Genomic DNA, 11,935 nt, shown 5'->3' with positions numbered 1-11,935 from the left:
GCGCATTCGCCGACCATCTACGCCCAGAGCGTCACCTCGATGGAGCAGCTACTCAATTACCCGGAGACATGGCGCAAGACGCTGACAAGCCGGCGAGTGCGGGCCGATGCCGCACTTGCGCCGCTCCTCAAGTGCAAGCCCGGGGAGCAGTGGTTCCTGCTCAGCACGCTACGCCATCCGAAGGGATCGACGACGCCCATGTGCTGGATCGATATCTACTTGGAGCCGCGCTACGCCGGGGTCACCCGGCATAAGAATCAGGACCACATGCTGATTTGTGACCAGATCGTGGATATGTACGGCGAGACACTGGACCGCGTGCATATGGAGCTTAGCGCCGGCGAGGTGCCGTCCCGCATGGCCAGGCGCCTGAAAGTGACTCCCGGCTCGCCGGCGCTCTTCGTGTTGCGCCGTTATCTGGACATCACGCCATTCTTCGATGTGGTGAGCGACCGCGAGGTGCTCGTGAAGCGCGTTTCGCATTGACGCGACAGCGACCAATGTTGCGTCTCGCCATGAATTACCTGCTTCCACACGTGCGTGCGGGCAAGCTGCGTGCGCTGGGTGTCACCACGGCTAAGCGTGTCGAGGCCGTCCCCCGAATTCCCGGGCTATCTGGCTTTGAGTCAGTGCAGTGGTATGGCCTGCTGGCACCGGCGAAAACGCCATCGGGAATCATCAACAAAATACACAAAGAGGTCGTCTCGTTTCTGGGTACACCTGCGACGGTCGCGCGCCTGGTGGCCGATGGTAACCAGGTCGCGGGAAGTTCGCCTGAGGCGTTCTCCGGGTTCATGAAAGGCGAAACCACGAAGTGGGCGAAGGTCGTGAAAGCCGCAGGCCGACAGCCGGAGTAATGGCGAAGGAGGAGAGATGCAGTGTTCACAACATCGTACTGCTCTGCTCGCAGCAGGATTCATGTGGCTCGCATCGCTTGTGCCGCAGGCACTGGCGCAGAGCGGTTACCCGAATCGCGTGATACGCATTGTTGCGCCAACTGCACCGGGCGGCGGCAGCTCCATCAGCGCGCGCCTGATCGCCGAAGAAATGTCCCGGCGCGCCGGACGCCAGGTGGCCGTCGTGGACAATCGACCCGGCGCCGGCACGCGGCTCGGCACGGAGATTGTTGCGAAGGCGCGCCCGGACGGGTACACCCTACTGATCAGCCCCAGCACACTCGCAACTAATCCGACTGGCTTCAAGAGCATGCCGTACGACGCATTGCGTGACTTCGAACCGATTACGCAGACGCTCTTCGTGCCCAATCTCATTGTCGTGCATCCGTCCTTCCCGGCCAAATCGCTGAAGGCGTTCATAGCGATCGCTAAGGGGCGTCCGGGCGACATCCTGTACGGTTCGGCTGGTTATGCAACCAATCCGCATCTGACGATCGAGCTGCTGTGCAGTATGGCTCAGATCCGCATGACCCATGTTGCCTACCAGGGCGGAGCGCCCAGTATCACTGCGGTGCTCGCCGGTGAGGTGGTCCTGACCGCCTCCAGCAGTATGTCTCTGCTCATACCACACCTTCAGGCGGGGCGGCTGCGTGCGCTGGGCGTCACGAGCGCAACACGCAGCCCGGCACTTCCCGATCTGCCCACGATAGCCGAGGCGGGGCTGCCGGGCTTCGAGGCGATTCAGTGGGCCGGGCTCCTCGCGCCTGCGAATACTCCGCGGGAGATCATCGACAAGCTTCACAAGGAAGTGGTGGCCATACTGAGCATGCCGGAGATGAAGGCGAAGCTCGCCAAGATAGGCAACGACGTGAAGACGAGTGCGTCGCCGGAAGCGTTTGCCGAGTTCATCAAGGCCGAAACCATCAAGTGGGCAAAAGTCGCAAAGACCGCGGGAATCGTTCCGAAGTGAGCGCTGAACAAACCGACAAGGTGAAAACCATGGCAGATGACGCAATGATTCCGGTCCGGCGTGTAGTCACAGGCAACGACACCCGAGGCCGGTCCAGAGTCGTGTGGGATGGCCCGGCACCGAATGCACACGACGCGAAGACTCTCACCAACGCGTGGACCGACTTCTGGGTGTGGCACGAAAGCCCTGCGCCGCTCGAAGGCCAGAACGACGACGGCAATCTGCCGTACGATTTTCCCGGCCCACCGAATGGCGGACACCTCCGCGCGGTCTACGGCAAGGGCTCACCCGCAGCGTCGGCATACTCGAGCGCAGCGCCGCATCCGTATATGCAGAAAGTCCGCGCGCTGGATTTCGCCATCGTCCTCGAAGGCGAGATCGTGCTTCAGCTCGATACGGAGGAAGTACCCATGAAGGTGGGTGAGATCGCGATCGTGAGAGGCTCCAACCACGCGTGGAGCAACCGCTCCAATCATCCCGCGGTCATTGCGATTGCATCGCACGGCGGCGCGTAATTGGCCCGGCGGCCATGCCCCAGGGGAGGAGGTGAAAATGAGGCTCAAGTGCGATGGTCGCGCCTTGGTACTTGCACTTGCTGGTGTGCCGATCTTGCTAATCAGCTGATCCGTCCGCATGCGGCCAAGGGATCGATCCGCGCGTGCATTGCCGGCAGGAGTGCAAGGCGGCACTGTTCGCCGGCGCGAGTTATCGTCTTCGTTTTCTTCTTCTGCGCGGTTGCTTGATCGCTTGGTCGGAATGGGGCGGCCAGTCCTAGCTGGGATCATCGAGGGAGGCTCTTTCAACTTCAAAACCGCTAAACTCGTCCACAGCCGCTCCTCGTTCGAGGCGACTACGTGCCTTGGTCAAAATTCAACGCGCAGCAACAGTCCAGGATGGCATCTGCCTCGCTACAGCTCTGCACTCCTTTCTCGTCAGCCCAATCAGGGCCGATCCTCGGTGCGTTCTGAGGTGAGTATTTCGCTCGACTGCTTTCTTTCATCGGGGTACGAATCGATTCCGCTCAGATTTCGATGAGGCGATTCGGCGAATTTGATGGTGACCGAGGCTAGACTGCATAATAGAAGTTAGAAGCAACAATAAGGAGCGGCCAGGGGGTCCTTGCAATTGAGGCACGGGAATCGGGAACGACGTGGATGGCGTGAGTCACAATCCTATTAATTTGCTTGTGCAAGTGCTGGATGCAATTGAAGACTTCGCAGTGCTTGCCGATTCCACAGGCCGTATCATCGTCTTCAACAGCGCCTGCGAACGGGCGACCAGCTATCGGCGCGACGCGGTGTGTGGGCACAACTTGCTCGGGGCCTCGTTGCCCGAGGCCTTGTTCGGCGAAATAGGACGTGGGTTTGTCAATTCTTTTACGGCCGAGGTGCCTGAGGCACGAGAGAATTCTCCGAAGATGAAGCTGGGAGGAATCGCTTGATCCCGTCGCGTGGCACGCCGCTCGGTGTGCCCGGGCAAAAGGCGCCGTTGCTTCCCGGCGTCGGCGTTGATGCGACGGTTCAGGAAAAGCTCAACACCCGGCTGCCAGCCCAGGCGCTGCTCGAATGCTTTTTCGAGTCGACGCTCACCTGCGTTGCTCTCCTCGACCTTCATTTCAACGTGTTGCGCGTCAGCAAGAGCTATGCAGACGCCTGTGGCCGCACCATCGAGGAGTTCACCGGGCGCAACCATTTCGAGATGTACCCGTCGGAGGCCAAAACCGTTTTCGAAGAGGTTGTAAGAAGCGGCAAGGCTTATTCGGCGCGCGCGCATCCTTTCGTGTTCCCCGATCATCCCGAGCGCGGGGTGACATACTGGGATTTGACGCTGAGTCCCGTGCACGGGGAGCATGGTAAGGTCGAGATGCTGGTCTTCTGCTTGTACGATGTGACGCAATGGCGCCGCGCCGAAGAGCGGCTGCAACAAGCGCTGATCCAGTCGGAGCAGCTGGCAGCGCGCATTGCGTCGACGCGCGAGCGCGAGCAGCGGCGGATTGCGCGCGAGCTTCACGACGAGATGGGGCAGGAGCTGACGGCGCTCAAGCTCCTGCTGGAAGATCTTGGCCAAGCGGCGCCGCCGGCGAACACCAGTCGCCTGCGCGAAGCCTTGGCGGTCGCGAATCGCTTGCAGGCGCGCGTGCGTACCATCTCGGCAGATCTCAGGCCGCCGATGCTCGAGGATCTTGGTGTGCTTGCCGCCCTGACATGGTTGTGCGAGCGGCAGCGTCTTGGAACCGGTCTCGAAGTCGACTTCAGGCATTCCGGGCTCGATCGACGTCTTCGGCCCGAGCACGAGACCGCGCTCTATCGGATCATCCAGGAATCGCTCACCAACGTGGTCAAGCATGCTCGAGTACCGAAGGCGGTGGTGCTGGTGCGGGTCGCGAACGGCCGTGCCGTGGTGAAGGTCGAGGATGCCGGTGTCGGCTTCGATACCGAGGCTTGCCTTGGTTCCAGTGCAACGGTCGGGGGCGTCGGCCTGCTCGGCATGCGAGAGCGCGCGCGTTCCCTCGGCGGACGCCTCACGGTCGAGTCGACCCCTGGTGCGGGCACTGCGATCACGCTGGAGCTGCCGCTGGAGGGGCAGCCGCCGCGCTCCGGTGTGCGCGCATGATCAGCGTTTACCTGCTCGACGACCATCCCTTGGTGCTGGAGGGGGTGCGGCACGCGCTCGATACGGAGTCCGACATGAAGGTAGTGGGCGAGGAATCGGATCCACTGCGCGCATGCGAAGCCCTGCCGACTCTGCGCCCCGACGTGCTCGTGGTCGATCTCCAGATGGAGAGCGTCCCAGGCCTGGAGGTCGTTCGGTACGTTGCACGGGAAATCCCGAGCACGCGGGTCGTCGTGTTGTCGATGCACGATGAGTTGCCCTATGTCTGGGAAGCGATGCGCACCGGGGCGCGCGCGTATGTCCTCAAATGCGCCGGCCGCGAAGAGTTGCTGCAGGCAGTGCGCGCAGTCATGGCGGGCACCCGTTACCTGAGCCCGCCGTTGTCCGATGGTCGCGTCGACGCCTACAGCCAGAGGGCCTGGTGTAGCGCGAGCATTGATCCGCTCGACATCCTGACCCGGCGCGAGCGGGAGGTACTGCGCTATGCGGCCACCGGTATGACCAACGCCGAGATCGCGGCAACGATGGGAATCGGCGTCCGCACCGTGGAAACTCACCGCGCCAGCGCGCTGCACAAGCTCGACCTCCAGAGTCAGACCGATCTGGTGCGCTTTGCCATTTCGAAGGGCATCGTTCCGCTACCCTGACGGTCGCGCGGCACGTATCCACTTTATGAACCCGGGCGCCTTTTGCGCTCGACCGGGCGCGGCGGCCGATCACTTGGCATCTCCACATGCAAAGAGGGGATGTCCTCCGTAGTGCTACGGATGTAGCGGCCCGACACAGTCGGCATAATCTATTCGAAAACGCAGCCAGGTGCGCAGCTTCCTGAGCGATGCGATAGACAATGCCTCAAATCATGGTGTTTCGGCTCGACGACCTGCGCTTGGGATTGTCCCTGAGCAGCGTCGAGCGCGTCGTGCGTTCCGCATGGGTCGAGCCGCTCCCCGCCGCACCCCGGGCGATTGTCGGTGTCGTCGATATCGGCGGCCGCGTCCTGCCTGTCATCGACCTGCGCCACTGCTTCGCGCGAGCGCGCCGCCGGATCGAGCCGGGGGATTGTTTCGTCCTGGCGCATACCGGACGGCGTGGCGTTGTTCTGCAACTGGATGCGGTCGACGGCCTCGCCACGTATGAAGCGGATGCCGCCGTTCAGGCTGGCAGCATCGTCCCCGGGCTCACGCATGTCGCCGGTGTCGTCAAGCTCGACGATGGCCTGGTGCTGATCGAGGATCTGGGCCAGCTCCTTTCGCTCGACGACGAGCGCTTGCTCGAGGAAGCGCTCGATGCCGGGTGAGGTCTGTCTGCCGCGCACCTTGGCGCCCGCGCTGCTCGCGCGCGTGGCGGCGCGGCTCGCCCAGCATGCAGGCTTGCATTTCCCGCCGCAGCGTTGGCCGGATCTCGAACGTGCCATCGCCGCCGCCGGCGCCGAGCTTCACGCCGACGATCCCGGTGCGTGGCTTGGACGCTTACAGGCCGCGACGCTGTCGGCGCGCGAGCTCGAGGCCCTCGTCTGCCATGCGACGGTCGGCGAAACCTACTTTTTTCGGGATCCGGCGCTGTTCGACACCTTGCGGGACCTGCTGCTTGCCGAGCTGCTGCGCACGGACGGCGAGCCGGATCGGCGCCTGCGGATCTGGAGCGCGGGCTGCTGCACGGGCGAGGAAGCGTACAGCATCGCCATGTTGTTCGAGCGCGTCTTGCCCGCTGCCTGGCGCGAGCACGTCAGCGTGATTGCGAGCGACATCAATCCGCGCTTTCTCGCTTACGCCGAGCACGGCGTATATGGTGCGTGGTCGTTTCGCGCTGCGCCGGCGTGGGTGAAGCATTTCTTCACGCGCTGCCGCGACGGCCGCTTCCGGATCGATTCCCGGCTGCGCGAACGGGTGCGCTTTTTTGCGCTCAATCTCGCGCAGGAGCCCTATCCGCCGCTTCCCGGCGGCGACGGGACCGTGGACATCATCATCTGTCGCAACGTCCTCATGTACTTCGAGCCACGCAAGGCGAAGGAGGCCGTGCTGCGGCTGCGCCATCGCCTGTGCGAGGGCGGTTGGCTGTTCGTGAGCGCGGCGGAGATGTCGAACGCCACCTTTCCGGGATTCGAGACGGTCGCGTTTGCGGGCGCGCTTGGTTATCGCCGTATTGAGCGCACACGTAAGCCTCCCAGTACAGGCGCAGCGCGCGCCAGCGGCAGCATGTGCGCCCCCGTGCCGGTGCGGCAAGAGCCGATAGTCGTGCAGCCGGTGCCGCGCGCTCGTGCGCAAGAAACGGAAACTGCCGCACAAGCCGCCCGCCGCCTGGCGGACGAGGGCAATCTGGGCGCAGCGCTCGAATGCTGCGATCGCGCCATCGCCGACGATCGGCTGAACGAGGCGCACCACTACTTGCGTGCGGTGATTTTGCGCGAACGCGGCGAGACGGAGGCGGCCGCGGCCGCCCTGCAACGCGCGCTCTACCTCGACCCGGAATTCATCATGGCGCATCTCACGCTCGGGCACCTGCGCGTTGTGCAGGGGCGGAGACAGGAGGCGCTGCGGCACTTTGCCGCCGCCCATGACTACGCCTCGCGTCTGCGCCCGGAGGAGAGCGTTGCATACTCCGAGGGCGTCAATGCAGGCCGTTTTGTGCAGCTGGTCACGGCCGTTCGCACCAGCCTGGCAAGCTCGGTCGTCGGCGAGGAACGTCGATGAGCACGCCGGGCTCCGGGGACGGTGTGTCGTCTGCAGCGCGCGACCCAGGCGCGTTGCACGAGCGGCTGCATGTCGCCGGCGTGGCGCTCGAACGCGCGTGGACCCCGGATCGGGCGCAAGCCGAACGCATTCTGAAGGCGCGTGCGCGGCAGCTCGCACGGCCGGCCGCTGCCGAGGGCGCAAACGCGTTCATCGACGTGCTTGCATTTCGGCTGGGTGCGGAAACGTACGCCGTGGAGCCGCAGCACGTCGCGCGCGTCCATGTCCTGGAGCACCTTACGCCGCTTCCGGGCCTGCCTGCGTTCGTGCTCGGCATCGCCCGCGTGCGCGGCGAAATCGTCTCCGTGCTCGATCTGCGCAGCCTGTTCGAGCTGCCCGAGCGCGGCCTGGGACAGCTCAACAGGCTGATCGTGTTGCAGTCGGCGCACATGCGCTTCGGCCTGCTCGCGGACGCGATCGAGGGCATGCGGCGTCTGCCGCGCGGCGGGCTGGTCGCCTCGCTGCCCACACTGGAGGGGGTGAGAGCGCGTTATCTCCTCGGGGTCAGCGAAGAACGGATCGTGGTTTTGGACGCAGCACGCCTGCTTGCCGACGAGCGGCTCGTAATCGATGAGGGGCGCCAAGGCGCCGGGGCGTATGCACGCCCAGACCGGAATGCGCAGGGCGCCATCGCGGCGGACGGACGAAAATGAAATGGGTGCGTGACGCCGACCCCGTTTCTGCCCGAGTTCGACGGAACGGCTCGGGGCTCTGCGGCAGCGCCAGCGGCGTGTGATGTGAAAGGCGGAAGAGGTCAAGCATGACTGTCGGCAAGAAGATTCTCGGAGGTTACGCAATCGTCCTGGTTGCGCTCGCATTCGTCGTGGCTGTCGCCGTCTATGCGCTCAAGGCGACCGAGGCGGCGTACGCAAGCTTCCTGGAGGTGGAAAGCGCGGCGCTCGTGCTCGCCACCGAGCTCGGTCGCGAGGCGCGCGACCAGACGGCTCAGTACCGCGGCTTGCTGCTCTATCCGGAGCAGCAGGCGCAGGTGGTGGTCGAATTGCGCAACAGCCACCATCAGGTGGACGGGCTGCTGCAGAAGTTGCGTGCCCTGGCGCAAACCGAAGGGGGCGCGCGGCTGCTCGGCGAAATCAGCGAGCTGCAGCGGGCGTTCAAGGCGCATCAGGAGCGGGGCATCGCGCTGCTGCAACAGGGACAGCGCGAGGAGGCGCTCACGCTCGATCGAGAGGCGCTCTCGCGCTTTCTCGCGCTGCGAGACAAGCACGAGCAATTCATCGCCTATGAACGCAAGCAGCTCATCGACGGAAGGGCGCGGGTGGCGGGCGAGTTGGAGGTGACGCTGCTCTGGCTCGCTTCGGTCTCGGTTGCGGCTCTGGTGGGCGGAATCGCGCTGGGCCTGTTGCTCACGCGCGGCATCACGCGAGCGCTCACCGAAAGCATGGCGCGGCTGGCGTCGTCGTCGAGCGAGATCCTGGCGACGACGACGCAGGTGGCCTCCGGGGCTTCGGAGACGGCTGCGGCGGTGACCGAGACGATGGCGACGGTGGAGGAGGTGAAGCAGACCGCGCAGCTGGCGAGCCAGAAGGCGCGGTACGTCTCGGAAACTGCCGCGAAGGCGGCGGAGATTTCGCACGCGGGCAGGGCGTCGGTCGAGGAGGCGATCGCGCTGATGCAGCGGATCGAGGCGCAGATGGGTTCGGTGGGCCAGAGCATCGTCCGGCTGTCGGAACAGAGCCAGGCGATCGGGGAGATCACCGCGACGGTGAACGACCTGGCGGAGCAATCGAATCTTCTGGCGGTGAACGCGGCGATCGAGGCGGCGCGCGCGGGCGAGCAGGGCAAGGGGTTCTCGGTGGTGGCGCAGGAAGTGAGGAGTCTGGCAGAGCAGTCGAAGCAGGCGACTGCGCAGGTGCGCGCCATACTGGGCGATATCCAGAAGGCCACGACGGCGGCGGTAATGGCCACCGAGCAGGGCTCGAAGACGGTGGAGGCCGGCGTGCGGCAGTCGGGGGAGGCTGGAGAGGCAATCCGGCGGCTCGCCGAGAGCGTGGCGGAGGCCGCGCAGGCGGCGACGCAGATTGCGGCATCGAGCCAGCAGCAGATCGTAGGCATGGAGCAGGTCGCGCTCGCGATCGAGAACATCAAGCAGGCGAGCATGCAGAACGTCGCCGGGACGCGCCAGGCCGAAAGCGCGGCCCACGACCTGCACGAGCTGGGTCGCCGCCTCGGGCAAATGGTCGCCGCCACTCACTCCGCGCCGGCCTAGCAGGCACGCGGTAGCGCAGGCGTTATGGCGCAATACGGCAAAGACGTCCTGGAAAGGCTCCAGGCGACTTTTCGCGCGGAGGCGCACGAGCAACTGCGCTCGATGTCCGCGGCCCTCGACGAATGGCCGCCGGTGCCCGGCGCGGAGCTACCCGCCGCGCTCGTCGAGCGCATGTTCCGGGACGCGCACACCCTGAAGGGCGCTGCCCGGGCGGTCAATCGGCGCGATATGGAAGCGGTGTGCCAGGCGCTCGAGAACGCGTTTGCGGCGCTCAAGCGCGGCGCTTTTGTGTCGACGTACGAGCTGCCCGAGAGCTTGCGCGAAGCGCTTGACGCGCTCGGTGCGATGCGCGAAGCGGCTGCCGCAGCACCGCTTTCGGCGCCGGTGTCGGCGCTGCTGCGCCGGATCGAGAGCGCCGGCAAACCGGGTGCGGGCGCACACAGCGACGAGGCGAGTGTGGCCGGCCCGGTCGAGCGCGCTGCCGTGCATACCGTTACGCCCGAGCAGGCGCAGATGGCGCTCGCCGCGGCGACGGGCGACGGCGTCGTACGCATCGACGTCTCCAGGCTCGATGCGATGCTGCGCGAGGCCGAAGGCCTGTTGACCGTGCGCTTTGCCGCAGCGCATCGGGTGGAGGAGCTGCGTGAGGCAAGCGCCCACGCTGCGAGCATCGGCCGAGGGGCGATGGCGTCACCCGCGCTCGCGCATCAACTGCCCGAGCGCGTCGAACGGCTGCTGCGCGACGCGCAACGAGACGAGCGCATGCTCGCGTCGATCACCAGCGCGCTGCTGCGCCAGGTGCGCGAGATGCACCTGCTGCCGGTCGCGACGCTGCTCGAGCGCTTCCCGCGAATGGCGCGCGAGCTCGCCCGCGAACAGGCGAAAAAGCTCGAGATCACCATCGAAGGCGGCGACATCGAGCTCGATCGCGGGATTCTGCAGGCGCTGGCGGAGCCGCTGCTGCACATCGTGCGCAACTGCGTCGATCACGGTATCGAGCCGCCGGCGGAGCGCGAGCGGGCCGGCAAGGCCGCCCAGGGGCGGCTCGGCTTCAGTGTCGCTCACCGCGAAGGTGGCCGGATCGAGATCGCCGTGGGCGATGACGGCGCGGGCATCCGCCGCGAGGCCGTCGCGCAAGCCGCACGCAGGCTCGGCCTGCCCGTCCTCGAGGACCCGGCAGAGCCGCTGGCGCTCGTGTTCCATTCGGGGCTTTCGACGAGCACGATGCTGACGGACATTTCCGGGCGTGGGCTCGGGCTCGCGATCGTGCGCGAGAAGATCGAGCGCCTGGGCGGACGCGTCACGCTCGAATCGGACCCCGGCCGGGGCAGTACGTTTCGAATCCTGCTGCCGCATGCGCTTGCCACTTACCGCGGCGTACTAGTGCGCGCCTGTGGCCGCCCGTTCGTCATTCCGACCACCGTCGTGGGTAGGGTTGCACGAGTTCCGCGGGCGACATTGCGCAGGGTCGAGAACCGCCCGAGCATCGCGCTCGAAGGCCGGGCGATGGCCGTGGTCGGGCTCGGCGAATTGCTGGGCCTGCCCGCGGCGTCCGCGGCCGACCCCGACGACCCCCATCTGCGCGTGCTCGTGCTCGGCGAGGGCGCGCAGCGCATCGCCCTGACGGTCGACGAGGTGGTCGGCGAGCAGGAAGTGCTGGTCAAGGCGCTCGGCCCGCAGCTTGCGCGCGTGCGCAATGTCGCCGGCGCCTGCGTCATCGCGACGGGGGAGGTGGTTCCGGTGCTGGACGCAACCGACCTGATCGAGTCGTGCCGGGGTTTCGAGCCAGGGCCGGCCGCGCGGGTCGCGGGCACCGTGCCGGAGCCGCGCCGGCGCGCCATTCTGGTCGTGGAGGACTCCATCACCGCGCGCACGCTGCTCACCGCCATGCTCGCGTCGGCGGGCTACCAGGTCTCTGCCGCCGTCGACGGCATGGAAGGGCTCGCTGCGTTGCGGGCCGGCGAGTTCGACCTGGTAGTCTCGGACGTGGAGATGCCGCGCATGGACGGCTTCGACCTTACCGCCCGCATTCGCGCAGACCCCAGGCTCGCGGCGGTGCCGGTGGTGCTGGTGACCGCGCTCGGGCAGCGCGAGCAGCGCGAGCGCGGGCTCGAAGTCGGCGCCAACGCGTATCTGGTCAAGAGCGACTTCGAGCAGAGCAACCTGCTCGAGATCGTGGCGCGGCTGCTATGACATCGGCCTCGATCGGCTTCACGTGCCGTGATGCGAACAATGACGGGAGAACGCACGCGCCATGATCAAGGTGCTGGTGGTGGAAGATTCGGCTGTCGTGCGCGAATTCCTGCTCGCGGTGTTCGGCGCCGACCCGGACATTCTGGTGGTCGGGACCGCAGCCGACGGCGAGCAGGCGATCGAGATCGCGCAGCGACTGCGCCCCGACGTGATCACCATGGATGTCCACATGCCGAAGATCGACGGCGTGGAGGCTACGCGCCGCATCATGCAGACCGATCCGCGCCCGATCGTGATCGTGAGCGGC

At 65.9% G+C, this 11,935-nt stretch carries 13 protein-coding genes; all 13 read left to right on the top strand.

Annotation, left to right across the window (positions count from 1 at the left end; all coding sequences use genetic code 11):
• Nucleotides 1-486 (top strand): UTRA domain-containing protein (locus GEV05_28080; GenBank protein ID MPZ47153.1); only part of this gene is annotated, 486 nt, incomplete at its 5' end.
• 14 nt (nucleotides 487-500) lie between these two features.
• Nucleotides 501-857, top strand: a complete 357-nt coding sequence (locus GEV05_28075) for a hypothetical protein (GenBank protein MPZ47152.1) — start codon at nucleotides 501-503, stop codon at nucleotides 855-857.
• Between the two features lie 16 nt (nucleotides 858-873).
• Nucleotides 874-1,866, top strand: a complete 993-nt coding sequence (locus GEV05_28070; GenBank protein MPZ47151.1) for a tripartite tricarboxylate transporter substrate binding protein — start codon at nucleotides 874-876, stop codon at nucleotides 1,864-1,866.
• Nucleotides 1,867-1,895: 29 nt separating this feature from the next.
• A complete protein-coding gene (locus GEV05_28065) occupies nucleotides 1,896-2,381 on the top strand; it encodes a cupin domain-containing protein (protein MPZ47150.1) in 486 nt (161 codons plus the stop codon).
• A 623-nt stretch (nucleotides 2,382-3,004) separates the two neighbouring features.
• The gene (locus tag GEV05_28060) at nucleotides 3,005-3,307 is read left to right on the top strand and encodes a PAS domain-containing protein (protein ID MPZ47149.1); all 303 of its coding nucleotides are present in this window, start codon (nucleotides 3,005-3,007) and stop codon (nucleotides 3,305-3,307) included.
• The gene (locus GEV05_28055) at nucleotides 3,304-4,479 is read left to right on the top strand and encodes a PAS domain-containing protein (protein ID MPZ47148.1); all 1,176 of its coding nucleotides are present in this window, start codon (nucleotides 3,304-3,306) and stop codon (nucleotides 4,477-4,479) included. Before GEV05_28060 ends, GEV05_28055 begins: the two co-directional genes overlap by 4 nt.
• Nucleotides 4,476-5,126, top strand: a complete 651-nt coding sequence (locus GEV05_28050) for a response regulator (GenBank protein MPZ47147.1) — start codon at nucleotides 4,476-4,478, stop codon at nucleotides 5,124-5,126. Before GEV05_28055 ends, GEV05_28050 begins: the two co-directional genes overlap by 4 nt.
• Before the next feature lie 200 nt (nucleotides 5,127-5,326).
• Nucleotides 5,327-5,776 (top strand): chemotaxis protein CheW, encoded by a 450-nt coding sequence (locus GEV05_28045; GenBank protein ID MPZ47146.1) that lies wholly within the window; start codon nucleotides 5,327-5,329, stop codon nucleotides 5,774-5,776.
• Complete coding sequence (locus tag GEV05_28040) at nucleotides 5,766-7,169, top strand: hypothetical protein (GenBank protein MPZ47145.1); 1,404 nt, start codon at nucleotides 5,766-5,768, stop codon at nucleotides 7,167-7,169. The genes GEV05_28045 and GEV05_28040 overlap by 11 nt, the downstream gene beginning before the upstream one ends.
• Nucleotides 7,166-7,861 (top strand): chemotaxis protein CheW, encoded by a 696-nt coding sequence (locus GEV05_28035; GenBank protein MPZ47144.1) that lies wholly within the window; start codon nucleotides 7,166-7,168, stop codon nucleotides 7,859-7,861. Before GEV05_28040 ends, GEV05_28035 begins: the two co-directional genes overlap by 4 nt.
• Before the next feature lie 107 nt (nucleotides 7,862-7,968).
• Complete coding sequence (locus GEV05_28030; protein MPZ47143.1) at nucleotides 7,969-9,435, top strand: chemotaxis protein; 1,467 nt, start codon at nucleotides 7,969-7,971, stop codon at nucleotides 9,433-9,435.
• A gap of 24 nt (nucleotides 9,436-9,459) precedes the next feature.
• Complete coding sequence (locus GEV05_28025) at nucleotides 9,460-11,628, top strand: response regulator (GenBank protein ID MPZ47142.1); 2,169 nt, start codon at nucleotides 9,460-9,462, stop codon at nucleotides 11,626-11,628.
• A 61-nt stretch (nucleotides 11,629-11,689) separates the two neighbouring features.
• On the top strand, nucleotides 11,690-11,935 hold a 246-nt coding region (locus GEV05_28020; protein ID MPZ47141.1), incomplete at its 3' end, for a response regulator.

This window comes from Betaproteobacteria bacterium (genome assembly GCA_009377585.1).
Taxonomy (GTDB): domain Bacteria; phylum Pseudomonadota; class Gammaproteobacteria; order Burkholderiales; family WYBJ01; genus WYBJ01.
This window is presented reverse-complemented; position numbering and strand designations above follow the sequence as displayed.